This is a genomic window from Colwellia sp. SU-HH01172, from assembly GCF_057553355.1.
The window spans coordinates 180252-205681 of record NZ_BAAJMB010000003.1; the positions used below are offsets into that span (position 1 = coordinate 180252).

At 40.6% G+C, this 25430-nt stretch carries 21 protein-coding genes; 18 read left to right on the forward strand and 3 right to left on the reverse strand.

The features are described 5' to 3' along the window. Window positions 1–240 precede the first annotated feature (240 nt). The 3 genes from AC27JP_RS10275 to AC27JP_RS10285 all read left to right on the forward strand — a co-directional run bounded on the left by AC27JP_RS10275 (window position 241) and on the right by AC27JP_RS10285 (window position 3804). Window positions 241–1560, forward strand: coding sequence for an MFS transporter (locus tag AC27JP_RS10275; RefSeq protein ID WP_487114694.1), 1320 nt, complete (start codon window positions 241–243; stop codon window positions 1558–1560). A 2-nt stretch (window positions 1561–1562) separates the two neighbouring features. Continuing rightward, on the forward strand, window positions 1563–2117 hold the full coding sequence (gene def, locus AC27JP_RS10280; RefSeq protein ID WP_487114696.1) for a peptide deformylase: 555 nt from the start codon (window positions 1563–1565) through the stop codon (window positions 2115–2117). 190 nt (window positions 2118–2307) lie between these two features. After that, complete coding sequence (locus AC27JP_RS10285) at window positions 2308–3804, forward strand: MFS transporter (RefSeq protein ID WP_487114698.1); 1497 nt, start codon at window positions 2308–2310, stop codon at window positions 3802–3804. Between the two features lie 138 nt (window positions 3805–3942). Here the strand turns inward: AC27JP_RS10285 and AC27JP_RS10290 are convergent, their stop codons facing one another. Then, window positions 3943–4170: a DUF2798 domain-containing protein gene (locus AC27JP_RS10290; RefSeq protein ID WP_487114699.1), complete on the reverse strand. Its 228-nt coding sequence runs from the start codon at window positions 4168–4170 to the stop codon at window positions 3943–3945. Between the two features lie 177 nt (window positions 4171–4347). Between AC27JP_RS10290 and AC27JP_RS10295 the strand changes: the two genes are divergently transcribed. The 7 genes from AC27JP_RS10295 to AC27JP_RS10325 all read left to right on the forward strand — a co-directional run bounded on the left by AC27JP_RS10295 (window position 4348) and on the right by AC27JP_RS10325 (window position 7437). Beyond that, window positions 4348–4569: a DUF7661 family protein gene (locus AC27JP_RS10295; RefSeq protein ID WP_487114701.1), complete on the forward strand. Its 222-nt coding sequence runs from the start codon at window positions 4348–4350 to the stop codon at window positions 4567–4569. A 161-nt stretch (window positions 4570–4730) separates the two neighbouring features. Next, on the forward strand, window positions 4731–5135 hold the full coding sequence (locus AC27JP_RS10300; protein ID WP_487114703.1) for a GFA family protein: 405 nt from the start codon (window positions 4731–4733) through the stop codon (window positions 5133–5135). An 87-nt stretch (window positions 5136–5222) separates the two neighbouring features. Next, the gene (locus AC27JP_RS10305; protein WP_487114705.1) at window positions 5223–5777 is read left to right on the forward strand and encodes an outer membrane beta-barrel protein; all 555 of its coding nucleotides are present in this window, start codon (window positions 5223–5225) and stop codon (window positions 5775–5777) included. A gap of 41 nt (window positions 5778–5818) precedes the next feature. Further along, window positions 5819–6229 (forward strand): GNAT family N-acetyltransferase, encoded by a 411-nt coding sequence (locus tag AC27JP_RS10310; protein ID WP_487114707.1) that lies wholly within the window; start codon window positions 5819–5821, stop codon window positions 6227–6229. A gap of 32 nt (window positions 6230–6261) precedes the next feature. Then, the gene (locus AC27JP_RS10315) at window positions 6262–6486 is read left to right on the forward strand and encodes a DUF3565 domain-containing protein (RefSeq protein ID WP_487114709.1); all 225 of its coding nucleotides are present in this window, start codon (window positions 6262–6264) and stop codon (window positions 6484–6486) included. A 51-nt stretch (window positions 6487–6537) separates the two neighbouring features. Then, on the forward strand, window positions 6538–6828 hold the full coding sequence (locus tag AC27JP_RS10320) for a hypothetical protein (RefSeq protein WP_487114711.1): 291 nt from the start codon (window positions 6538–6540) through the stop codon (window positions 6826–6828). A 15-nt stretch (window positions 6829–6843) separates the two neighbouring features. Further along, window positions 6844–7437 (forward strand): LysE family translocator, encoded by a 594-nt coding sequence (locus tag AC27JP_RS10325; RefSeq protein ID WP_487114713.1) that lies wholly within the window; start codon window positions 6844–6846, stop codon window positions 7435–7437. Between the two features lie 84 nt (window positions 7438–7521). Here the strand turns inward: AC27JP_RS10325 and AC27JP_RS10330 are convergent, their stop codons facing one another. Then, the gene (locus AC27JP_RS10330; RefSeq protein ID WP_487114715.1) at window positions 7522–8544 is read right to left on the reverse strand and encodes a LacI family DNA-binding transcriptional regulator; all 1023 of its coding nucleotides are present in this window, start codon (window positions 8542–8544) and stop codon (window positions 7522–7524) included. A gap of 465 nt (window positions 8545–9009) precedes the next feature. Between AC27JP_RS10330 and AC27JP_RS10335 the strand changes: the two genes are divergently transcribed. The 8 genes from AC27JP_RS10335 to AC27JP_RS10370 all read left to right on the forward strand — a co-directional run bounded on the left by AC27JP_RS10335 (window position 9010) and on the right by AC27JP_RS10370 (window position 24707). Continuing rightward, window positions 9010–11520, forward strand: a complete 2511-nt coding sequence (locus AC27JP_RS10335; RefSeq protein ID WP_487114717.1) for a glycogen/starch/alpha-glucan phosphorylase — start codon at window positions 9010–9012, stop codon at window positions 11518–11520. 56 nt (window positions 11521–11576) lie between these two features. Then, entirely contained in the window at window positions 11577–13838 is a 2262-nt protein-coding gene (gene glgB, locus AC27JP_RS10340; protein WP_487114719.1) for a 1,4-alpha-glucan branching protein GlgB, read from the forward strand. Window positions 13839–13842: 4 nt separating this feature from the next. Then, a complete protein-coding gene (gene glgX, locus AC27JP_RS10345) occupies window positions 13843–16152 on the forward strand; it encodes a glycogen debranching protein GlgX (protein WP_487114721.1) in 2310 nt (769 codons plus the stop codon). Between the two features lies 1 nt (window position 16153). After that, on the forward strand, window positions 16154–18319 hold the full coding sequence (malQ, locus tag AC27JP_RS10350) for a 4-alpha-glucanotransferase (RefSeq protein ID WP_487114723.1): 2166 nt from the start codon (window positions 16154–16156) through the stop codon (window positions 18317–18319). 28 nt (window positions 18320–18347) lie between these two features. After that, window positions 18348–20207, forward strand: a complete 1860-nt coding sequence (locus AC27JP_RS10355) for an alpha-amylase family glycosyl hydrolase (protein WP_487114725.1) — start codon at window positions 18348–18350, stop codon at window positions 20205–20207. Between the two features lie 416 nt (window positions 20208–20623). Then, on the forward strand, window positions 20624–22897 hold the full coding sequence (locus AC27JP_RS10360; RefSeq protein WP_487114727.1) for a collagenase: 2274 nt from the start codon (window positions 20624–20626) through the stop codon (window positions 22895–22897). A gap of 106 nt (window positions 22898–23003) precedes the next feature. Further along, the gene (locus AC27JP_RS10365; RefSeq protein ID WP_487114729.1) at window positions 23004–23537 is read left to right on the forward strand and encodes a GNAT family N-acetyltransferase; all 534 of its coding nucleotides are present in this window, start codon (window positions 23004–23006) and stop codon (window positions 23535–23537) included. A gap of 252 nt (window positions 23538–23789) precedes the next feature. Continuing rightward, window positions 23790–24707 carry an RES family NAD+ phosphorylase gene (locus AC27JP_RS10370; protein WP_487114731.1) on the forward strand — a complete coding sequence of 306 codons (918 nt, stop codon included), beginning with the start codon at window positions 23790–23792 and terminating at the stop codon, window positions 24705–24707. Between the two features lie 16 nt (window positions 24708–24723). Here AC27JP_RS10370 and AC27JP_RS10375 read toward each other — a convergent pair whose 3' ends face one another. Next, window positions 24724–25389, reverse strand: a complete 666-nt coding sequence (locus AC27JP_RS10375; protein ID WP_487114733.1) for a glutathione S-transferase — start codon at window positions 25387–25389, stop codon at window positions 24724–24726. Window positions 25390–25430: the final 41 nt, after the last annotated feature.

The following is a 25430-nucleotide window of genomic DNA, read 5'->3' on the forward strand; positions in this document are numbered from 1 at the left end:
AGGCTTTTCTCATCAACAACCTTATTTAATTTATTATTTATTTCGTTGTTGATCACGGCCTAACAACGAAGATTGGCAGTTTAGCACTGGATTTAAAAATTTATAATCATTAATTAAAAAGATTTTATCTCCAATTCAGGTCGGTAATTTCACCTAAGCCGTGAAAAATTCAGTATGATAGTTACACTTAAACGTCATCATTATCATCTGCTGATTTAACTTTCTTAACAAGGGCAATTAATGCTAACAAATATCATAATAACGCTAGCGTTATTGTTTCTAACTTTTCTTGGCTTGCAGCGCTTATTTACCCTGCCTAGAAATATCTGGCTATTATTTTTAGTACAACCGTTAGTGATGGCAGCATCGCCAGTGATTGTTTTTATCGGCGGAATACTCGCCACCAGCATGGGCGCTGATCCCGCATTAGTGACCTTACCTGTAACGGTAATGATTTTAGGGGTGGCGAGTGCCGCCATTCCAGCGGCTCTTTTGGCAAAAAAGAAAGGCCGTCGTTTTGCCACTTATACGGGTTTTAGCTTAGGCTTATTGGGGACCTTATTGGCGATGCTAGCGGCAAAAAACGCCAGCTTTGAAATGTTTGTTTTTGCTAGTCTATTATTTGGCGCTAGCACGGCATTTATTCAGCAATTACGTTTCGCGGCGATCGAGAGTATTGCTGATAGTAAAGACATTCCAACCGTTCTATCGATATTAATGTTAAGTGGCATTTTTTCAGCATTTTTAGGACCTGAAATAGCGGTAACCGCCAAAGACTGGTTAAGCTCTCCGCACGGTTATGCAGGCTCATTCTTATTTCTTGCTGGGCTTTTCGTGATAGCTATGGTGTTAATGTTAAAATTCAAAAATCCAGAAGTTCAACAAAGTGATAGTCATGGCAACGCGAGGCCGTTAAGTGAAATTATTAAACAACCGATATTTGTTATCGCAATACTATCTGCCGCGATAGGTTTTGCGCTGATGAGCTATCTAATGACAGCAACCCCGCTAAGTATGCATCACTTACATGGCCACAGCTTAAATGATACCAAATGGGTTATTCAAAGCCATATTGCCGCGATGTTTATTCCGTCATTATTTACCGCGTTACTGGTAAAGCGTATTGGTTTAAAGAACTTAATGCTGGCAGGCACAATTATATATGCCTTAGTTACGGTAATTGCCTTGTCGGGCGAGCAAGTCATGCATTATTGGTGGGCTTTAATTTTACTCGGCATTGGCTGGAACTTTCTCTTTCTTACCGGCACATCATTGTTACCACAAAGCTATCAGGCCAGCGAGCGTCATAAAGTACAAGCCATTAACGACTTTGTTATTTTTGGTTTTCAAGCCACGGCGTCATTAATGGCGGGATGGATATTATTTAAAGCCGGCTGGCATGTTGTGGTACTAACCAGCTTACCTTTTATATTGCTGTTATTTGTAGTGAGCTGGTTTTACTTTAAAAAAGAACGCGCTAAAGCAATACCAGAATCAGCACAAGAGACAACAAACATAGCTAGTTCGAAAAACAAAAATCAGCCACAAAAAGAAGCATAATTGTGACAACGACTAACGAGAATAACTTAACCATTTTACAACGCGGCGAGCCCGTTTTAGCGCAAGTTGCACAAGCAATTACAGATGTTGATACTAGCGAAATAAAGCAAGTGATTACCGATCTCAAAGTGACCGTAAAAGAAGCTAAAGGTGTTGGTATTGCCGCACCGCAAGTCGGAGTAAGTTTACGTTTATTTCTGATGTGCTCTGCGCCAAGCGAGCGTTACCCAAATGCACCGTTGCTGCCACTTACTGTGGTGATAAACCCAAAAATAATCAATGCAAGCCAACAGCAAGAACTCGGTTGGGAAGGCTGTTTAAGTGTAAAAGGCAAACGCGCACTAGTTGCTCGACATAGTCGCATTGAAGTCAGCTATCTTGATGAAGCAGGCAACGCACATCACCAAACACTTATTGGCTTTTTGGCTCGTATTTTTCAACATGAATTAGACCATCTTGATGGCATCACATTTATTGAACGACTTGATAACGAAGATGAAGCTATTAGTGAGCAACAGTGGCGTGAGCAGCAACAAAATAGCGCCGCTAACCAATAAGACTTCAAATCAAGACTTCATTAAGCTTTAGTAATGCAAAGTGGTGAATACGTATGCAGCTGATGTTGCAAGGCTCATACTATTGCTAAGATGAAGGCAATATACATCACAGTCGTGTTCGGCAAGGCGATAAAAATCGCTGATTAACCGTAGTCGTTAATACCGAAATGACAACAATAAGAGTTTATATATGAGCACAAAACCACAACTAAGTTTCTGGCAAATTTGGACATTAAGTTTTGGCTTTTTGGGGGTGCAATTTGGTTTTGCATTACAAAATGCTAACGTTAGTAGGATCTTGTCTGATTTAGGCGCAGATCTTCACTCCCTCTCACTATTTTGGCTGGTCGCTCCAGTAATGGGCTTAATTATTCAGCCACTTGTTGGCTCAGCTTCTGACCGCACATGGAATCGCTTTGGTCGCCGTAGCCCATATATATTAGCTGGTGCCGTTGTTGCCGCTTTTGGCATGTCGTTAATGCCCAATGCGCCGCTATTTGTTGAATTAATTACGCCAATGCTATTTGGTGGCCTAATGTTAGCCTTGATGGATGCGGCATTTAACGTTGCCTTTCAACCCTTTCGCGCCATTGTTTCCGACATGGTACCCGCTAACCAACGCAACCTGGGTTATTCAATTCAAGCGTTTCTAATTAATGTTGGTGCGGTTATTGGTTCAATTTTACCTTTCGTGCTAACCAATGTTATTGGCCTTGAAAATACCGCAAAAGCTGGCCAAGTAGCACCTTCGGTTACTTGGGCATTTTATATTGGCGCCTCAGTATTAATAATATGCGTGCTTTGGACAGTGTTTAGAACCAAAGAACATCCGCCTGAGCAATATTATGCTTATAAAGGTATGAATGCTGAAGACGTTGCAAAAGAGCAAGCGCAAGTTAAAACACTAGCGGACAAGTTATCAGCATTTTGGCAGTTATTAACCACTATGCCAGAAGCGATGAAAAAGTTAGCGGTTGTGCAGTTTTTCTCATGGTTTACCTTATTCATCATGTGGGTTTACACCATGCCAGCCATTGCACAAAACGTTTGGGGTGTTGAAGCTAAGTGGTTTGACCCTACTTTCATCGAAAGTGTTGGTGGTATCCCTGAGCATATTGCTGCCGCAAAAGGCGCCGCTGGTGATTGGGTCGGTATTTTATTTGCTGGCTACTCATTATTTGCCGCTATTTTCTCTTTATTCTTAACCAAACTTGCCAATAAATTTGGTCGTAAATTGGTGTATTCATTGTCATTACTAGCGGGTGGTGTTGGCTATTTAAGCTTTTATTTTATCACCAATTCCGAGCCTACTATGGTTAACTTGCTTATAACCTCAATTGAAGTACCACAAGGCGCTGTCGATTTATTCATTCCAATGATAGGTATTGGTATGGCTTGGGCGGCAATATTGGCAATGCCGTACGCTATTTTAGCGGGTTCACTACCGGCGAGTAAAACCGGCGTTTATATGGGTATATTTAACTTTACTATTGCGGCACCACAAATAATTTCTGGTCTATTCGCAGGCTGGATACTAAGCAGTATTTTCGACAACCAAGCGATATACATTATTATGCTAGCGGGTGGCTCGATGATTTTAGGTTCATTGTCAGTGTATTTTGTTAAAGATAATGAAATCGATACTGATAGCGAAATAGAAGGCAGCACGAATACTGTCGAAGCATAGTAATTTTGAGTTAATTTTACTTTCGTGCACAAGAGCGCAAAAAGTAGTAAAACAAGTAGAATTCAACCATTAGAAAAGCCTACGTCATGTAGGCTTTTCTAATCATTAGGTAAAATATTTATCACTTTTTTATTAAAATCAATCCTTTTTCAAAAGTAAAATAACAAACTTTTGAACTAAAGGAGAAACAATCAAAATAGTGGGAAAGGCGACACAAAATGCAAATCCCCAACCTTGCAACCAAATGGAAAATAAGTCACTTACAACCCCCAAATTGAAGATGGTAATAACAAGCGACATTATGCCCGACATCATCAATGCCATGATAAAAGAAAATAGTAACTTTTGGTGCTTACGATCTATCATTCAACCGAATCCTAGAATTTATATAAATGCTTACGTCCATTATCACAGATAAGAGCTTTAAATCGTATCCTTGTGCAATCAAAAATTTTCAAAATACTACTGAACACTTGTTATTGCTTTTTTAACAACTAAATTTATGGGATATTATTTAGCCATGAAGTTAAAGGCGGTCAAGCTATGCAATACCAATTTAATGTTTTCGGTAAAAAGATGTTAGTTAAACGAGAAAATCAACAATGGCTATTATTTAACGATACAGACATAGGTATGCCAACACGAGTGTATGACGTGGTAATTCCTGAAGACATGACCGTAACGCAATTGGCCGTTTACTTGGATGATATATTTCATGAGTATGCATGTGATCGCCATCCAAATGTTTTTCGCATAAATTCATAATTACAGTCAAAATGTTTACTATGCACAATCAAAAACTTATCGCTATTGCAAGATGTATTAAACTTATAACTACTGAGTTTTATTACAAAAAAGCCAATACCTAAGGTAAGCTGTTACCAATTAAGTATTATTAATATATCTGATTTTTCTAGAGGTTAATTATGAAAGGCAGTTGTTTATGTGGTCAAGTTACCTACACTATTGAAGCGCCCATTAAAACATTTCAATATTGTCATTGTTCGCGCTGCAGAAAATTTACCGGTAGTGCGCATGCCGCAAACTTTTTTGTGCCACCAGCACAATTTAAATGGCTAACCGGTGAGGAGCTTGTTGGTCGGTTTGAGCAACCAGATGCGCAATATTTTGCCACCAGCTTTTGTAAAAGTTGTGGTTCTTCATTACCTTGGGCAACCCAAGGTGGAGCGAATATCGTTGTTCCGGCAGGCACCTTAGATGAGGATATCAACATTAAACCGCAACGCAGTATATTTTGGCAATCGCGTGCGCCATGGTACCAAGAAACTTGTGACATTCCTAAGCATGACTCCCGCCCTGCTAAAAAGTAACATTTTGAAATAGTTAATAATTATAAAGCTATAGCATCCTTATAAAAGTTACGTTAACATTCCGCTAACTTTATATAAGGATGTATTATGACCGGTTTTATTAAATTTTCTGTACTTGCCCTCTCACTTTCTTCGACAGTGCTTTTTGCTCAAGACAATCCACATGTTATAGGCTTACAAGCTGATTTTGGTGAGCTTAGTACTAAATCAAATGAAAATACTGAAAAGTTAGACGATATTTCAACAACTCACTACACCTTATCTTATCAATACAGTTTCAACGATAACTTTTCTGTTGGTGCAGGTTACCTTACTGGCGACAGTAGCTCATTTATTGCAATATTCGATTTTAACGACTCAGAACTTGAATACAGTGCCTTCATGATCAGTGCTAAAGCTCAACTTCCTATCTCAAAGAGAAATAGTTTATATGTGCAGCTAAACGCTTTGCAGTACGACTACGATATTCTAGACGATGATAAAACCATCTTTAATGATGATGGCTCTGACTTTGGCTACTCATTCGGCTGGAAATATCAATGGGACATGGGCTTAGGGTTGAAAGTCGGCTATGATGTCATAAATTTAGGCAGCGATATAGAGCTTAACGGTATCAGCATAGAAACAAGTTACCGATTTTAGTAATTGCGCTACACAACTCAAGCAATGTTAAGAGAAAAATTATGACAATACAGATCATCGAAGAAGTAGCACCTCTTGACGATTTTTTACGCTTGAGAATAATTTCAGGACTAACACCTCGCCCGGCAGAAGCGGCCAAAAAGGCTTTGCCTAATAGCCTTTTTGGTGTCCATATTCTAAATGATAAAGCTGTTGTGGGTATGGGACGTGTGGTCGGTGATGGCGCTTTAAATTTCGAAGTAGTTGATGTCGCTGTTGACCCTAACTTTCAAGGGCAAGGCTTAGGCAGCAAAATTATGACCAGTATTATGGCTTATTTAAATGATACAGCTCCCGAAGGCGCCTATATAACTTTGCTTGCAGATGTGCCAGAGCTATATAAAAAATTTGGCTTTGTGCTAAGTCGACCAGAATGCGAAGGTATGCATTGGGAGCCAAACGCTAAAAGTTAACTTCCTAACCATTAATCAGTGAAAATACCCGCATGTTACAAGCAATTATCGGTTTTGATATCGACGAAGAAAACCATTGGGTTGCAAAATTACAATGCGGTCACAATCAGCATGTTCGTCATCAGCCACCGTTTATTAATCGCCCTTGGGTATTAAATAAAATAAGTCGAGAGAAGATGCTTGGCCATCAACTAAACTGCAAGAAGTGTGATGAATGCTCAGTAAAAGATTTTGAGCCTTCATCTTTTCTACGATAGATACATGCGAAAATTCATAGCAAGAAAATCAACAAAAACCATATGATTAAAATGACTAACGACGACAAACAAAACATTATTGATACAAGCTGGCAATTGCATAGCATGGTTGAAACAAGTTACTTAAACAATTTAGCTAAAGCTGGCGATGATGACTGGTTAGAAAAGCAACGCTTATTACTCGCCGACATGGCATTACACCTACTGCAAACCGCATTAACCCCTGGAGATATGGAGCTTAATAAGCTACAAAATAACTTACATGCCATTTTAACCATATCAGATCAATTTCTACCTAAAGCCGATTTAAAGCAAGCAACAGAAAAATTATATCAACAATAAAACATCGAAATTAAAATGACAGAAGCATTACTTACCCTACTCACCACCACCGCTCTTTTGCTTGGCTCTCCGGGCCCTGCACCTCTGGCTCTCGCTGCAACTGGCGCCACCTTTGGTAGCAAAAATGGCATACCTTTTTTACTCGGTATATTATCTGGCTTAACCGTGGCAATATTCTGCGCCAGCATTGGTTTGGCAAGTTTGTTCATAACATTGCCAACTATGAAGCTAATATGCCAATTAGTCGGTGCCGGTTATATCCTATTCATTGCCTATAAAATTGCCACTGCACCAACAAATATCGACGATGCACCGATAAACCCACCAAACTTCAAAGACGGCTTTATATTAAACCTACTTAACCCTAAAGCATATGCCGCGTTTTTAGCTATATTTTCACAATTTCTCTTACCACTTGAAACAATAAGCTATAGCTATTTGGCCACCGGAGTCGCCTGCTTATTGGTGGCCACAGTAGTCGATATATTGTGGTTGCTCTTTGGCAGCATATTGCGACCTATTTTTGCCAAACCTAAACAAGCCCGTGCGATCAGAGTGATATTTGCATTATCTATGCTAATTGCCGTGGTATTTGCTTTAACGGGATAATAACGAAAAAAGGCTGCTAATCAGTCAATTAACAGCCTTCTTAAGTGGTATTTAATTACCCAGCTTTTCTATCTCAACAAGCCCTTAGCTGCCACAAGATTTACGCACCACTAAGGTTGTTGGCATCAATTGTGTTTGTGCTTCTTCACCACTGACTAGCTGCAATAGTTTATCAACCAACAATTCGCCCGCTAACACGGTATCTTGTTTAGCGGTTGTCATCGGTGGAAAAGTAAAGCTAGCCGTCGCGATATCATCAAAACCAACGACAGCAATATCATTTGGCACGTTATAACCGGCCTCTTGTACGGCCCGCATAGCGCCAATAGCAATTAAATCACTTGCAGCACAGATCGCATCAAAGCTGACACCTTTAGCAAGTAATTGCTGCGCAGCTTGATAACCTGACTCATCCGTTGATACCGCATCAATTTGTAAATTGCGATCAACATTCAAATTATTGTCTTTCAATGCCTGACAGTGACCATTATAACGATCTAAAAACTCTGGAGAGCCAGAGGTGACGCCTCCTAAAAAAGCAAAATTTTTCCGGTTTTGCTTAATAACATGCTCAGTCACTTGATAGCCACCATGGAAGTTATCGCAACCAACGGAAACTACCGATAAATCCTTAACATCTGCGCCCCAACGAACAAAATGAGTTTCTTGCTTGATCAACTGAACTAATTTCTCTTCATAGTCAGTGTAATCACCGTAACCTAGTAAAATAATACCATCCGCTTTTCGGGTATCTTCAAAATCAGCGTGCCAATCATTGCTCATTTGTTGAAATGAGACTAATAAGTCATAACCTTTTTTAGCGCTGGCACGGGTAATGCTGCCTAACATAGACAAAAAGAACGGGTTAATTAATGAGTCGTCATTGGTAGGGTCTTCAAACAATAACAGCGCAATTGTGCCACTTTGCTGAGTGCGCAAACTACTGGCATTTTTATCAACCTTGTAATTTAGCTCTTTCGCTATTTCTTGCACACGACGGCGTGTTTCTTCATTAACTAAAGGGCTATTACGTAATGCTCGAGATACCGTCGATTGAGAAACGCCGGCACGATAAGCAATATCAAATGATGTTTGTTTTGATTTCACAGTTTACCTACAAGTGAAAATTCTTAACTCATCTTAACTGAGCACTTTATCTAAGTACATAATTTAATTAGTGATGAGTCAACGGCTTTAAGCCAATAATTGATAGCGCTGACTTCTTCATCAACAATCAATACGAATACGCTATAGCAATAGACCGCCATTGAATTAAATTCACTTCAACTTTTGCATAAAAATACATACGTATGCATGCAAAATATTAAAATTATCTGCTGTGCATACGTATGTAGTTCATTGCTCTAACGTCAGACATCGGCATAATTAATTCAACAGTTAAATTACAGCATCAGTTAAAACAAAAATTATAACTTGATGGTCGCTCCATCAATTACATCTTGTCTCATTAAGGGATTAATTCTAGACATGCCGTATCTTCACCTTGTTGCGAAATCGCCGTGGTGAAAATTTACCGACATAATTATGTCCGATAGAAGAGTTTGAAGTTATATGGTTACCAAAACAAAAGCGTCGACTAAATCGAAGTCTGCAGTAAAAAGCAAAAACCAATCAATTACTGTGGCTGATATTAGCCAACGAATTGAGCACCATTTGCAATTCACTAGCGGTGAACAAAGCAGTGCCAACCAAAAGCCCGCCTATTGGCGCGCAACATCGCTTGCCCTGAACGATATCATTGTTGAAAAATTACAAAGCACTAAAGTGCGACAAGCCAAAAGCGAAGCAAAGTCAGTTAACTATTTATCACTTGAATATTTAATGGGTCGTTTACTGTCAAACAACTTACATAACTTAGGTTTATACACCAACACCGAAAAAGCCTTGAAAAAAATGGGCTTTGAATTGGCCGACCTTTGTGAAGAAGGCGCTGATTTAGCCTTAGGTAATGGTGGTTTAGGTCGTTTAGCGGCATGTTTTTTAGATTCACTAGCAACGCTTGATTACAACGCCATGGGTTATGGGGTGCATTACCAACATGGCTTATTTAAACAAAGCTTTGTGGATGGCCACCAAATCGAAACACCTGATATGTGGCGTGAATTTGGCAGCCCATGGGAAGTTTGTCGTCTTGAATCAAGCCAAACTATTCCGCTTTATGGTCATGTTGAAGAAATTGCTCAAGCTGATGGCACTACCAAATCAGTTTGGCATGCAGGTAAAATGCTAAAAGGTGTACCTTGGGATGTACCAATTGTTGGCTACAATTCAAAAACAGTAAACGCATTACGTTTATGGGAATGTCGCGCTGACAGTGCATTTGACTGGCAGCAATTTAACAATGGCGACTATCTAAATGCCCATCAACAACAAGTTGCCGCTGAAACCGTTTCAAAAGTGTTATACCCGAACGATGAACATGACGCCGGTAAAGAGTTACGTTTTGTTCAACAATACTTCTTCTGTGCCTGTTCAGTACAAGACATAATCGCTCGATTTGAAAACCAATACGGCTTGATCAGCGATAGTACAAACTGGCCAACATTTTGTGAAAAAGTAGCGATTCAGTTAAACGATACTCATCCGACGATCGCCATTCTAGAATTAATGCGCACACTTGTTGATGCGCACGGCATAGATTGGGACAACGCCTGGAGCATTTGTCAGAAAGTATTCGCGTACACCAACCATACTTTATTGCCTGAAGCATTAGAGAAATGGTCAGTAGCCTTATTCGAACGTGTCTTACCGCGTCACCTAAGTATTTTATATCGCATTAATGAAGCGTTCTTAAACAATGACGTTGAAGCACTTTGGCCAAACAACAATGAAATGCGCGCACGCTTATCATTAATTGAAGAAGGTCACGAACGTAAAGTAAGAATGGCACACCTTTGTGTTGTGGCTTCTCACAAAGTGAACGGCGTGGCACAAATTCATTCTGACTTAGTAAAACAAGATTTATTCCCCGAGTTTAACCAGCTATGGCCTACAAAGTTAACTAATGTAACTAACGGTATTACCCCGCGTCGCTGGTTAAAAGCCTGTAATCCTTTGTTAGCAAAATTACTTGATAACACCATTGATGGTGACTGGGCAAAAGATCTCAACAGCTTAAGCGAATTAGAGAAGTTTGCTGACGACGCCGCATTCCAGAAAAAGTTTATGGCCATTAAGCATCAAAACAAAATTGCCCTAACCAAAGAAATTAAAATGCTGACTGGCGTAACGGTAAGTCCTGACGCGATTTTTGATGTGCAAATTAAACGTTTACATGAATACAAACGCCAACACCTAAATTTATTGCATATCATCGCCTTGTACCGCCGATTATTAGCTAACCCAGAATTAGATATGCAACCTCGCGTATTTATTTTTGGCGCTAAAGCGGCACCGGGTTACGAATTAGCGAAAGAAATTATTTACGCAACCAATAAAATTGCGGAAAAAATTAATAACGATGTTCGTATTCAAGACAAGTTAAAAGTAGTGTTTTTACCTAACTACCGCGTCAGTTTAGCCGAAAAAATTATTCCAGCAGCGGATGTGTCTGAGCAAATATCAACCGCAGGTAAAGAAGCTTCTGGTACTGGCAATATGAAACTAGCCCTAAATGGTGCAGTAACAATTGGCACACTTGATGGCGCTAACATTGAAATTGCTGAAGAAGTAGGCGACGACAATATTTTTATTTTCGGCTTAACAGTTGATGAAGTGAAAGCCCTTGATGCACAAGGTTACAACTCGTACGAGTACTATGAAAATAATGCCGAAATTAGAGCTTGTTTAGACTGGTTAGACACTGACTACTTTACGCCGGGTAACCCAGGTGAGTTATCTGCAGTTAAACGCTGTTTCTTAGCAGGTGGCGACCCTTACAAAGTATTAGCTGATTTCCAAACTTATTCTAATGCCCACCAGGCTTTAGATAGCGCGTATAAAAATCAGCAACAGTGGGCAAAAATGGCCATTTTAAATACTGCACTCATGGGCAAGTTTAACTCTGATCGCTCCATTGAAGATTACGTGCAAAACATCTGGCAACTAACACCGAGCGTATAAAGCTCGGTTTTAAACGCCAGTAATAGCAATAGTTAGCTGTAAATAAAGGACAAACAATGGCATTAACAAACCGTGAAATAACTAGCCTACTTAACGCTAGCCACCCTAACCCTCATCATACTTTGGGCTTGTGCCCAGATAATGAAACGGGTTATCTGGTGATCACGGTTTTCATGCCTCATTTAATGGCTAATAACGCTATTGAGGCATGCATTGAAATTCTTGATAGCAAGACAAAAAAAGTACTCGGCAAGCTAAAACCACTAGCTAGCGAAGGCTTGTACGCACTGAAATTAAGAAGAAAGAAAGTTTTTGATTACCAACTGCAAGTTAGCCAAAACATCAACGGTGAGAAACAAAGCGTTATCTGTGATGACGCTTTTGCCTTTTCATCAGATCAGATTTTAGGTGAACTCGATTTACACCTATTACGCGAAGGTAATCATCAAAGTGCTTATAAAAAACTTGGCGCACACTTAACATCATTATGCACAATCTCTGGCCGAAAAGTCAGTGGTTGTAGTTTTGCTATTTGGGCGCCTAATGCTAGCCATGTCAGCGTTATTGGCGACTTTAATCACTGGGACGGTCGTTGTCATCCAATGGCCAACGCCGCTCATCACGGCGAAAGTAGCGGTTATTGGACGCTATTTCTGCCAAACATTGAAGCCGGCGCCTTATATAAATTTGAAATAAAAGACCATGCAGGTAATTTACAACCTGCAAAAGCTGATCCCTTTGGTATACAAGCGCAGTATCGACCCGATACAGCCTCGATTGTCGCCAATGAAAAAGACTACCCATGGCAAGATCAGCAATGGCTAAGCGAGCGCGCACAGCGTAATGGCCGCAACGCAGCAATCTCTATCTATGAAGTGCATTTAGGCTCATGGCAACGAGATGAAAATAACGAGTATTTAAACTATCGCACCATTGCCGATAAGCTTATTCCGTATACTATGGAAATGGGCTTTACTCATCTGCAATTAATGCCAGTAAGCGAGTTTCCATTTGATGGCTCTTGGGGTTATCAGCCCGTTGGCTTGTTTTCACCCAGTTCACGTTTTGGTAGCCGCGAAGACTTTCAATACTTTGTTGATCAATGTCACCAAGCGAACTTAGGTTTGTTAATTGATTGGGTGCCCGGCCATTTTCCCAGTGATCCGCATGGTCTTGCCCAATTTGATGGCAGCCACTTGTATGAACACGCTGACCCACGTCAAGGCTATCACCCTGACTGGAATACCCTAATTTATAACTATGGCCGTGTTGAAGTGGCAAACTTTCTGCGCGCCAGTGCCTTACATTGGCTTGATACCTTCCATGTTGATGGTATTCGCGTTGATGCGGTCGCCTCAATGTTGTATTTAGATTACAGCCGCAAAGAGGGTGAGTGGATCCCCAATAAGCATGGTGGTCGTGAAAACCTAGAAGCGGTTGATTTTCTCCAGCGTTTTAATGAAGAGCTTTACTCGCTCTACCCCGGCACTTTTTCTGTTGCTGAAGAGTCAACCTCATGGCCGGGGGTTTCTCGCCCTACCGAACACGGCGGTTTAGGTTTTGGCTACAAATGGAATATGGGCTGGATGAACGACAGTCTAGAATACATGAAGCGTGATCCTATTCATCGTCAGCATCACCATAATGAATTAAGTTTCGGCTTGGTTTACGCCTTTGATGAAAACTTTGTCCTGCCATTAAGTCATGATGAAGTAGTGCATGGTAAAGGCTCGCTTATCGCTCGTATGCCAGGCGATGCCTGGCAGCAGTTTGCAAACCTACGTGCATATTATGGTTTTATGTGGGCGCACCCAGGTAAAAAACTACTCTTTATGGGTTGTGAATTTGCCCAAGGTAAAGAATGGGATCACGACCAATCTCTCGACTGGCATCAACTCGATATTCATTGGCATAGCGGTGTACAACGTTTAGTGAAAGACTTAAATAAAGTCTACACCACTACCCCTGCACTATATCAAAAAGACTGCCAGCAAGAAGGGTTTACTTGGTTAGACCATGAAAATGCGCAGCAATCTATTTACAGCTTTATTCGCTTCGGCGATAACGGCGCCGCCCCCGTTATTGTACTGTGTAATTTCAGTACACAAACTCAACCTAACTTTGCTGTTGGTGTACCTGAAGCAGGACATTATAAAGAATTAATTAATACCGATATGGAAATTTACGCTGGCTCAGGCCAAGGTAATACCGCAGCAGTGCAAAGTGTTAACTCGCCATGGCAAGGCCAACCCCATCATATCCAAGTTACTGTACCGCCAATGGCAACGGTAATATTTAGCTTACAAGGAGCGAATTAACCCTGTGAGCCAATTTGCTATCACATCAGGTCGTTGTTTTCCGCTTGGCGCGAGTTTTATCCCTGTCGATAAACAAAATGTCAGCGCACAAAATAACAACGACGGTACTAACTTCGCACTATTTTCTGCTCATGCAGAAAAAGTCGAGTTATGCCTGTTTGATGAAAGTGGTGAAAATGAAATACAGCGCTTAGAGTTGCCGGAATATACTGATGATGTATTTCATGGTTTTGTGGTAGGGATCAAACCCGGCGCATTATATGGCTATCGCGTTTACGGTCCATTTGAACCCCATAATGGTCATCGTTTTAATCCAGCAAAACTATTGCTCGACCCCTATGCAAAAGCGCTACATGGTGAAGTTAAAAACTCACCTTTACATTATGCCTATCAGCAAAGCACTGATGACGGAAAGTCACAGCAATGCCCGCGACAGGATCTAACTTTAGATCTTCAAGACAATGCTAAGGCTATGCCTAAGTGTATTGTTGTTGACACAAGCACCATTCAGCCATGTCAAACTCATCCACAAGTTCGCCAACGCGACAGCATACTTTATGAAATGCATGTCAAAGGTTTTACTGCTCAGCATCCTAATATTCCGGTGGAGTTAAAAGGTACGTTTGCTGCTTTGGCAAACGAGCATACTATTGAGTATTTAGTTGCTCTTGGTATCACCAGCATAGAATTAATGCCCGTTCATCAGTTTTTAAATGAAGCATTTATTGAAGAAAAAAACCTCAGTAATTATTGGGGCTATAACAGCGTATCATTTTTTGTACCGCAAGCTAGCTACTGCTATGCCGGTGGTGCGGCGGAAAGTATCAAAGAATTTAGAGCCATGGTGGAAACGTTTCACCAATATGGCATCGAAGTGATCCTCGACGTAGTTTATAACCATAGCGCCGAAGGCAATGAGCTAGGACCAACCTTAAGTTTCAAAGGTATCGACAACGCTAGCTATTACCGTTTGCAAAGCCAAGACAAGCGTTTTTATGAAAACTATTCAGGCTGTGGTAACACCTTAAATATTGCCCACCCGCGGGTATTGCAACTAGTAACTGATAGCCTACGTTATTGGGTAGAAACCATGGGCGTTGACGGCTTTCGTTTTGATCTTGCCACGATCTTAGGCCGTGAAAACCCACACTTTAATGCTAATAACGCATTTTTTAGCGCGTTAAAGCAAGACCCTATTTTGTCACAAACCAAACTCATTGCTGAGCCTTGGGATATCGGCCACGATGGCTACCAACTGGGTCGCTTTGATAAAAGCTGGCTAGAGTGGAATGACAGATTTCGTGATACCTGTCGCCGTTTTTGGCGAGGTGACGAAGGCATTGCCCCAGAGTTTGCTGCCCGCTTACATGGCTCAAGTGATATTTTTGAACAAGCCAGTCGTCGTCCAAGCGCCAGTGTAAATTTTATCACTTCTCACGATGGCTTTACCTTAGAGGATTTAGTCAGCTATCAAACGCCGAACAACTTAGTTAATGGCGAGAATAATCTTGATGGCCATGGCAGTAACTTTAGCTGCAATTTCGGTCATGAAGGTGCATCTGACAACGTTACCATCAATCGCCTTAGAGCCAGACAAAAGCGCAACCTATTAGCCACCTTATTTATTTCTCAAGGCACACCTATGCTGCTTGCCGGCGATGAAATGAGTAATAGCCAGCAAGGTAATAACAATGCCTATTGCCAAGACAATGAAATTTCTTGGTTAAACTGGTCTCACTTAGCTGCAGAAAATAGCAGCGAAAATGATGAAATCACGTTTGTTAAGCAACTTATTCAATTAAGAAAACAGCATCCGTTACTCAATCGCAGTCATTATCATCATGGTCAACAAGTATCAAATAAAACCGCGCTAAAGGATATTGATTGGCTCAATTGTCGCGGTGAGTATATGCAAGCATCAGACTGGCAAGACCGAGACATCAAATGCTTTGCCATGTTACTTGCACAAACTGACGATCTATTGCCGGAAAATACTGAAGATGTCATCCAAGATGACGCATTGCTGGTTATATTCAATGCTCACCCCTGTGAAATAAATTATCAACTGCCAGCCTTAAAGGGTTATTGGCAGCAACTGCTCAATACCGCTGATGAAACACTCATTAAGCAAGAAAACGCAGTACGCAAAAATATTACCGCATCAAGCATCAATATCCCGGCACATAGCTGCCGAGTATTGAGCTTTTTGACCTCTGAACAACAGCCGGGTCTTACCCAAAGATCATCGGTAGCAAATTTTAAAAATAATAGCGCTAGCGCAAATCTGCGTAGCGATAAGCAAAGAGAAATATAGAATGAATCTAATTGAAAAACTTGCAGAACTCGTAGGCTTTCATGCAACATATACCAATTCATTTGGCGAGCAAGTTTATGCCAAAGATGAGGCAAGACACTCATTACTTAACGCTATGGGCTATGATCTTTCTTCAGATGAAAGCATCAATCGCAGCATTACCGAACTAGAACAAAAAAACTGGCGTGATATGCTGCCGCCAGCACATATTGCCAAGCTTGAGGCAGAGCAGCATCAAATTACGATTAGCCTTGCTAACTCAGATATACAGCAACTCAGCTGGGAAATTCTTTTAGAATCAGGTGAAAAAATCAACGATACTGTTTCACTAACCCAGTTCCCCGTAATAGATTCTGCTAATTTTTCAGGACAAACTTTTAATAAATATGCCCTGCCGTTACCAACGCTAGCGCAAGGTTATCATCAGTTAAATATAAGTTACGGCGAAGCAAGTGCCAGCTGCCCATTAATTTATGCACCGCAAACTTGTTATAGCCCGCAAGAAGCATCAAGTGATAAAATGTGGGGTTACGCCGCGCAGCTTTATTCATTAACCAGTGAAGATAACTTAGGAATGGGCGACTTTGGCGATTTGGCCAAATTGGTTGAAAAATCAGCTGCGCAACAAGCTTCAGCTATTGGCCTAAACCCGTTACATCCCTTGTATCAAAATAATCCAGCGCACCGTAGTCCTTATTCTCCGACCAGTCGTTGTTTTTTGAACACCCTTTACATTGACATAAAGCAAGTACCAAACTTTGCTGCTTGCCAAGCGGCACAAAGCCGTTTTAATAGTGAAGAAGTACAAAATAAAATTGCTTATGCACGACAAACTGAGCTAATTGATTACCCTGCTGTTGCTGACATTAAATTTGATCTCTTAGAAATTCTATTCCAAGACTTCATTACCACAGCCCCGATTGAATTAGCTGAATTTAATGACTTTAAAAATGACCAAGGTGATGACTTATTGCAACTGGCAACATTTGAAGCCTTGTATGAATATTTTCGACAAACTGACTTCAACGCTTATGGCTGGCCAAACTGGCCAAGTGCTTATCAATCACCCAACAGTGATGAAGTAAGAGCGTTTCAACAAGAGCACAAAACACGCATTGATTACTTTTGTTTTGTGCAATGGTTGGCTCATCGTCAATTAAAGTCGATTGCTAATAAGGCCTCTGAATTAGGCATGCCGGTCGGTTTGTACCTCGATTTAGCGGTTGGTTGTGACGGCTCAGGTGTTGACGTTTGGTCAGACAAAGACGTTTATGTTGCTGGTGCTGCCGTTGGCGCGCCACCAGATGCGATGAATACTTTAGGCCAAGACTGGGGCCTAACGCCAATTAACCCAGTTGCCTTACAGCAGCAAGGTTATCAGCCACTAGTTAAAGCGTTGCGCAGTAACATGCAATATGCCGGTGCACTACGTATTGATCATATTCTAGGCTTAATGCGTCAATATTGGGTTGCGCCGGGCATGAAAGCCGACGAAGGAGTTTATATTACCTTCCCATTAGAAGACATCTTGCGCATTATCGCGCTAGAGTCTCGCCGCAATAACTGTGTAGTTATCGGTGAAGACTTAGGTACCGTGCCAGACGGTTTCGGTGAAATAATGGCACGCGCTGGTTTACTGTCGTACAAAGTCTTATTTTTCGAGCGTTGGGACTCTGGTTTCTTTATGCGCCCAGAACTCTACCCAGCGCAATCTATGGTGACGGTATCAACTCATGATTTGCCGACTCTTGCCGGTTGGTGGACTGGTAAAGATCTTGAATGGCGTCAAAAGTTAAACCTTTACCCGAATGAAGAAATGGGCCAAAACGAACGCAGCAGCCGCATTGAAGATCGCCAATTACTGGTTTCTGCATTAGATGATTTAAATGTTATCGACATGAGCAAAGCGCCAGAACAAGCGCCGGCAAAAATGAATCGTGAATTGAACTTAGCCGTTCAAAAGTACATGGCACAAGCACCGAGTCATATTCAATTAATTCCACTGGAAGATACTTTAGAGGTTATCGAGCAAGTGAACATTCCAGGTACCATTGATGAACACCCTAATTGGCTACAAAAACTACCTGTCAGTATTGAAGCGTTCGATCAAACCGAATCAGTGACTGATTTAGCGGCGGCAATGAGAAATGCTCGTCCTCGTACTTAACCGTATTAAAAATAAATAGGATAGATAAATGTATAAGAAAAATAAAATATCTAGATTACTGTTTTCAACAGCCATCTCACTGAGCTTAATGGCATGTGAGAACGCCACCGATAATGAAAATAAAAACACCAACAGCGCTACGAAAGCGCCTACCGCTGTTGAAGTTAAAGCGAGTACTCAAAGTGAAGCTCCAAACCAAAGCTATAAAACAGCTGCTGATCTTCCCCATTACCTTGAGCGTGATGTGCAAGAAGAAGTGTTCTACTTTGTTATGCCTGATCGTTTTAACAATGGCAATACCGATAATGATCTCGGTTCGAAAACTCAACCGATATCTGCTGGTGGTTTAGACAAAACTCACAAAGGTATGTTTCATGGCGGCGATATCCAAGGCCTAAAAGACAAACTCCCTTACTTAAAAGAGTTAGGTATTTCTGCTATTTGGTTAACGCCAATTTTACGAAATCAGGCGATGCAAGCTGACAGTTCCGGCTATCACGGCTATTGGGTATTAGACTTTACCGAAATTGATCCGCATTTAGGCAGCAATGATGATTTAAAAGATCTGATCGACAGCGCTCACAACGAAAATATCAAAATCTATTTCGATATTATTACCAACCATACCGCCGACGTTATTAAGTACACTGAATGCCATGGTGAAGATGGCTTACAATGGTTAGTCGAAACTGATAAAGGTTGTCCGTTTAAGTCAGTCGCCCAATTAGCGGCTGGTGATAAATACACTACGGTTATTCCAAAAGGCCAAGAGCAATTAAAAACTCCGGCTTGGTTAAACGACACCAAGTACTATCACAACCAAGGTGATTCTTTTTGGCAAGGTGAAAGCTCAAAACGTGGTGACTTTGCTGGCCTTGATGATCTAAATACTAACGACCCAGAAGTGCTTAAAGGCATGACTGAGATTTTCAAAAATCTTATCACTGAATTTAAACCTGACGGCTTTCGTATTGATACCGTAAAACATGTTAATACCGAATTTTGGGCAGAATTTTCTCCTGCTCTAGTGAAGCATGCCCAAGCAGAAGGCATTAAAAACTTCTTTATGTTTGGTGAAGTCTATAGCTTTAGCAGTAAAGAGTTAAGTGAATACACCACCGATGGCAATATGCAGTCGGTATTAGACTTTGCTTTTCAAAGTGCCATGACGCAAACATTAGTCGAGCAAAAAGGCACTAAAGCGTTGGCAACATTATTTGCTAACGACGGTGACTATCTTGATCACGATAGCGATGCTAATCAGCTAATGAACTTTACTGGTAATCACGACATGGGCCGTTTTGCTTACATGCTAAAAGAAAGTGGGTTCAACTACAGTGAAGAACAAATGGTAAAACGTAGTTTGTTGGCCCACGCCATGACCTACTTTATGCGCGGCGTGCCTATTATTTACTACGGTGACGAACAAGGTTTTGTTGGTGACGGTGGCGATCAAGCGTCTCGTCAAGATATGATGCCGTCATTCGTTGCCAGTTATAATGACGATGACTTATTGGCAACTGATGCCACAACTGCAGATGATAACTTTGACACTCAGCATCCAATTTATCAAAGCTTTGCCAAGTACGCTGATATTTTCTATCAATACCCAGCACTACGCAGAGGCGAGCAAGCAACGGTGTTTCAAGTGGACGACAACAACATTTTTGCCATCACCCGTACAATAAGTGACGGGCAAAGCATGTTAGTGGCATTTAATACGGGCGATAGTATTGCTAAGGCAAAAATAACCACAAATGGCAACGAATATAAGCAAGTTGCCGGCAATAGTAAACTGGTGAAAAATGCCGAGAGCACTTCTGAAAATGCAACCTTTAGCATTGAAATGCCGCCTCTAAGCTTTGCTATTTATCAAAAAGTAAAATAGCTTCATCCTACTTTAACCATAGAATAAAGTCTTAACTTTCAGCCCATTAATATGTCGATATTAATGGGCTTTTTCTTGGTCGAAAATTACTTATAACATTTACTAAACCCATTTAGCGCCAAAACTTTTTCAGCCATTTTGGTCGGCCACAGCAATACAATTTTTCTGCCTCAATAACTTTCTTAGTCATTATTTTTGTCAATATTTTATTTATTATTTCAAAATAATATATTGCATACAATTTACAATATATTGAAGTTTGTGTTACATATATTCGCGTTATTTATAAAACCAAGCTTTTGATATCAGCAAACAATGCCATAAGCCATCAATGCTAAGTACAACCAACTATCACTAACTAGCTGAATAACAGATAAAAATATAACTAAAAAAATAATAACCAGAGGGAAAGTAAAATGTCTTTTAAAATGCTTACATTAACAAGTGCAGTGCTAATCGCACTAGCGGGTTGTGGAGGTAGTGACTCAAAAACCGAAACTGTTGAAGTACCACCTGCGCCAGTAGTTACCCCAGAGCCTGAAGTCGACTTTACCAGTGCTGACGTTGAAGCGGTAAAGCTAGGCGTAGTAAAAACCAATATCAACACCATCGAAGGCCAAGGCATTTCTTACTATGTTGATGTTGAAGAAGAAGCAGAAACCTTAGTGGTGAGTTTATTCAGTGGTATTGCCAATAAATCCTTAGGCGATCCAGATGTTTATGTAAAATTTGATCAAGAAGCCAGTGCTGGCGAAAATGGCGTATTCGACTGTGTTTCATATAACGGCACCGACTACAACGAAACCTGTATAATCGACAAACCGCAAGCAGGTCGTTACCACATTTTTATTGACGCATACGAAGGCGGTGACGCAGTAGACGCCTCTATGTTTGCCACCACCGAATTATTTAGCGGCAACATCTTATGTGATGAGCCAGTTCGCATTCGTGCGCAAAACATGAGCAATGAAGAGCTAGAAGAAGCCTGTACTGTTATTAGCCAGACCAAACGCGTATTCGACAACGTCTTAAGCTCTGACATTACGCCAGAGTTTCAACAAGCGGTTGAAAACGATCTTAACGAAGTCACTAACATTCATATTTTCGAAAGCTTATCTAATCATGCCTCATGGGCAGAGCACCTTTTTGATACCAGCAATACCAGCGGTATTTACTTTGAAACTAGCCCAACGAATTGGTGGCACAGCTCTGATATCCTAACCTTTAATGCCCTTGAATGGAGTGACGGTCGCACGGTAATTCGTTCCCTTAATCATGAATACATCCACGCGCTAGATGGTCGCTACAATAAAGAAGGTGGCTATAAAAGTAACTTAGGCTGGTGGAGTGAAGGTTTGGCAGAATATCTAAGTACTTTTTATCAACTACCGTTCACCCGCGTAACAACTGCTAGCAGCAGCGACCCATACACCTTGGCAGAAATTTTTGCCGGTGACGCTAATTACTATTCTTGGGGTCAACTTGCGGTAGCATTTTTAATTGAATCTCACCCTGAGCTCGTCAACCAAATGCTAGTACATATGCGCGCTGGAGAATGGACTGAATTCGATGCCTTATTGGCGAATATTGCTACCGATAACCAAGCAGAGTTTGAAACTTGGTCAACCTCCACCTTACCTGAGCAATACAACAACAGTGTTGAAGTACTGACCTTAGGCGACTACAAACAAATTAATGGTCGTGGCGGTTGGTTATTCTCAGTTGATGTGCCAGCCGGACATGAGGCGGTAACCTTTGCCACAAGTGGCGGCTCAGGCAATGTTGATATGTGGGTAAATAAGGGCCAGGCAACCCACCCGTCACTTGACGACACCTTCACTTGTACTTCAATCACTGATGATAGTAACGAAGAAACCTGTACCATAACAACACCAGAATCTGGCAAGTATTATGTTGCCATCTCATCTGATTTTGTTGGCTCAGACATTATCGACCTTAACTTTAGCGCTTGTGCCGGCACTGACTGTACCGTTGCATTACCCGAGCAGTTGGAGAAAATTGTTGCAACCGAACCTTACCTGCCACATTGGCCAGAAAAAGGCACTATCGGTACCTGTAGTTTAGCAGAAACTTATTATGACTCAGCTAAGCCAGCGCTTGATTTATCTATAACTAACCCGACTGACAAGCTAGTAAAAGTCTATTGGTTAAGCCGCAGCTCAGGTGATAAAGGCGGTAACTCTTACGCAACATTAGCGAAAGATGAAAGTTACACCGCTGACGATTGGGATATCGGCCACCGCATCATGCTAACCGATGGCGCTGATAACTGTTTAGGTGTTGCACTACTTAACGATGAAAACAATGCCTTTACTGTTACCGAAGCTATGGTAGAAAATGCCTTAGATGAAGCGCCGCCGGTTGAGATCCCAGAGCCTACAGCTGAAGTTGGCAGCTGTGATCTAGCCGTACCTTATACGCGTCAGTCAGGAAATGCACCAGACTTACAAGTGGCGAATACCCTAACCTCACCCGTGAAGTTATATTGGATCAACAACAATACTGGTGAACCATTACTCAGTACCGTCTATGCCACTTTGGCAGAAGGTGAAATTTATACCGAAACATTCTGGGCCATTGGCGATCGTATGATGGTAACGGACGAAAGCGATACATGCATCGGTGTACTTGACCTAAATGCCACTAGCAATATTTTTGTTGTACAGTAAACTCAGCACTTATATCAGAACTAGTTATTAAATAGTGAAGCAGCTGGCTAAGGTATTGAAAATCCTAGCCAGCTTCTATTTTGCTCTAAAAAATAGCGGGAATTTAATGAAGCAAATATGTCAAACATCAAGATTAACCATCAGGCAATTCAATCTCAATGATGCCGAGTTTATTGTCCGACTGCTCAATGAAAAGTCTTTCATTGAAAATATTGCCGATAAGCAAGTAAGAACTATTAGCGATGCTAAAAACTATTTAACAACAGGGCCAAAGGCAAGCTATAAAAATTATGGCTACGGTTTATATGCCGTGTTATTAGAAAATAATGATAAATCCAGCGCTGAAGCACCAGATGAAAAACTAATAGGCATGTGTGGTTTACTGAAAAGACCAGAGCTAGATTATCCCGATTTAGGTTATGCTTTTTTACCTGAATTTTGTGGCAAAGGTTATGCAAAAGAAGCCGCCGAAGCGGTATTAAAAAATGACGTTGTCGCACATTCTCTAAACACTATTTTAGCAGTGACCTCACTGACGAACCAAAGCTCCCATAATTTATTGAAAAAAATAAACTTCAGCTTTATCGGCACCATGCAATTGTATGGCTCAGAAAGTAATGTTTATCAGTTTCGCGTATAACAAGTTTCAACAACTCCTAATCAACTAGAATCCATGACGATAAGAGGTTATGCATTAATTGTCATTTCTATTACCTTTTTGCCTCTTTGTTAGTGCTTTACAATCATGTTCAATAGTTACTTTAAGACTTGGCATAAATCAGATTCTTTCCCCTCTAATATGGGATAATGAGGTCAACCAACATTTATACATAGACTATTACTTAACTCAGATTGAGAAAGCACTTACACCTATTTAGAGATAGCAGAAAGAATGAACAAAATTATCAATGAAAGAATAAACAAACTCCGATTATTAGATTTAGAAAATGTTGAATATGATTTTATAGTAGAAAAAGTTAGTGAATTAGTTATTCTTGCTTCTCAAGCAAAAGCGCTCCATGAAGCAACCACAGTAGCATGTACTTTGAAAAAAGGAGAACGGTTATTTAGAGCCCATTTCAAGCATAATAAGGACGACAAATTAACTCGTGAGAAAACCCCTACATATGTAAATTCAATATTAGCGCCACAGAAAAAACTAGTGAAAGGCTTTCAGAGATGTAATCCACCACAAAGTCCAATGTTTTACGCTTCGACATGTATAGAGCGCTCGCTAAGAGAATGTCGAGCAAACACTGGTGACTTTTTGTTTCTGTCAGAGTGGGAAGTTATAGAAGATTTAAACATAACTTCGGTGACTACGAATATTCCTGACAAGTTGTTGCACTCCCACTCGATACTATTTAATTTTTTTGCAGATAAATTTATTCAGCGTATTCACCACACGTTTAGCTATGAATACAAGTTAACAGCGGCTATTACACAGGTACTTTTAGGGGTGAAAAAGAAAAACAGTTCATTAGCTGGGATAAGCTATCCATCTGTAGTTTCAAAAAAACGAGGAGAAAACTTTGCACTATTGCCAGAATTTCAAAGTAAACTAAAGCTTGTAAAAACACAAAAAGTCGAAATAGCAAAAACAACCCCGCTAGAATATGTTTGGGTGGAAATTGAAAGTACGACTAATTTTTACAATAATCGCATTAATTGGCGTACATTTGAACAATCCATAATTTTTCCTAAAAACATTCCTATTTTGGAAAAAGGGCAAGACAAGGTTGGTCACTATATAAAGTTAGTAGATGGACAAATATTGCGTGGTTCCATTCAAGGAATTCGTGAACTCTAATAAAAGTTGTATACAGCTATTCTCCAACAAAAATCACTTCTTCACCGCTTTCTAACCAAAGCGGGTATTTGGCCATAACTTTGGTGAACATTCGGCTTTGCAAATAACGGTTTAGCCATTTTTGCAGGTTTGGATATGGCGATTGCAAATACCACTGGCGCTCTACTCGGGCAAATTGTCGAATAAAAGGTAATAAGGCAATATCGGCTAAGCTTTCTCGCGCTGAGAATAAAAATTCGTATTTAGCTAGGCGTGTTTCTAATAATTGAATATATGCTTCACAAGCTATTCTGCAATCAATTAACGTAGTTTCACGGTAGCGTTTAGCACATTTATACGCTTCTAGACGGACTTTAAATTCAACATCAAACTCATTAATCAGCGCTAACATTTCGTTTAATAATTCCGGATTTATTTTATGCAGTAAATTATCGGGGTCAGCACGATTAAGCGCCCACAGCATAATATCGAAACTTTCATCAATAACCTTAATTTGCTCCGAAGCTTCGTTTAACACTAAAACTGGTACTGTGGCTTTAGGCGAAGCAACTATCATTTCTTCAGGTTTATTGCTTAGCACAATATCACGCAGCGCTATAGGCAGTTGCGATTTATAAATCGCTATTCGTGCTCGCATGGCATAAGGACAATTTCTTAACGAATAAAGGATAGGTAGTGCCATTATTTTCTTCTTTTTAAAACTATACGCATTATAAAGTGCAA

Excerpts from the sequence above, each read along its gene's own strand:
- AC27JP_RS10275 (WP_487114694.1), top strand. The coding sequence starts at position 241 with ATGCTAACAAATATCATAATAACGCTAGCGTTATTGTTTCTAACTTTT.
- AC27JP_RS10285 (WP_487114698.1), top strand. The coding sequence starts at position 2,308 with ATGAGCACAAAACCACAACTAAGTTTCTGGCAAATTTGGACATTAAGT.
- AC27JP_RS10290 (WP_487114699.1), bottom strand. The coding sequence starts at position 4,170 with ATGATAGATCGTAAGCACCAAAAGTTACTATTTTCTTTTATCATGGCA.
- AC27JP_RS10295 (WP_487114701.1), top strand. The coding sequence starts at position 4,348 with ATGCAATACCAATTTAATGTTTTCGGTAAAAAGATGTTAGTTAAACGA.
- AC27JP_RS10300 (WP_487114703.1), top strand. The coding sequence starts at position 4,731 with ATGAAAGGCAGTTGTTTATGTGGTCAAGTTACCTACACTATTGAAGCG.
- AC27JP_RS10305 (WP_487114705.1), top strand. The coding sequence starts at position 5,223 with ATGACCGGTTTTATTAAATTTTCTGTACTTGCCCTCTCACTTTCTTCG.
- AC27JP_RS10310 (WP_487114707.1), top strand. The coding sequence starts at position 5,819 with ATGACAATACAGATCATCGAAGAAGTAGCACCTCTTGACGATTTTTTA.
- AC27JP_RS10315 (WP_487114709.1), top strand. The coding sequence starts at position 6,262 with ATGTTACAAGCAATTATCGGTTTTGATATCGACGAAGAAAACCATTGG.
- AC27JP_RS10320 (WP_487114711.1), top strand. The coding sequence starts at position 6,538 with ATGACTAACGACGACAAACAAAACATTATTGATACAAGCTGGCAATTG.
- AC27JP_RS10325 (WP_487114713.1), top strand. The coding sequence starts at position 6,844 with ATGACAGAAGCATTACTTACCCTACTCACCACCACCGCTCTTTTGCTT.
- AC27JP_RS10335 (WP_487114717.1), top strand. The coding sequence starts at position 9,010 with ATGGTTACCAAAACAAAAGCGTCGACTAAATCGAAGTCTGCAGTAAAA.
- glgB (WP_487114719.1), top strand. The coding sequence starts at position 11,577 with ATGGCATTAACAAACCGTGAAATAACTAGCCTACTTAACGCTAGCCAC.
- malQ (WP_487114723.1), top strand. The coding sequence starts at position 16,154 with ATGAATCTAATTGAAAAACTTGCAGAACTCGTAGGCTTTCATGCAACA.
- AC27JP_RS10355 (WP_487114725.1), top strand. The coding sequence starts at position 18,348 with ATGTATAAGAAAAATAAAATATCTAGATTACTGTTTTCAACAGCCATC.
- AC27JP_RS10360 (WP_487114727.1), top strand. The coding sequence starts at position 20,624 with ATGTCTTTTAAAATGCTTACATTAACAAGTGCAGTGCTAATCGCACTA.
- AC27JP_RS10365 (WP_487114729.1), top strand. The coding sequence starts at position 23,004 with ATGAAGCAAATATGTCAAACATCAAGATTAACCATCAGGCAATTCAAT.
- AC27JP_RS10370 (WP_487114731.1), top strand. The coding sequence starts at position 23,790 with ATGAACAAAATTATCAATGAAAGAATAAACAAACTCCGATTATTAGAT.
- AC27JP_RS10375 (WP_487114733.1), bottom strand. The coding sequence starts at position 25,389 with ATGGCACTACCTATCCTTTATTCGTTAAGAAATTGTCCTTATGCCATG.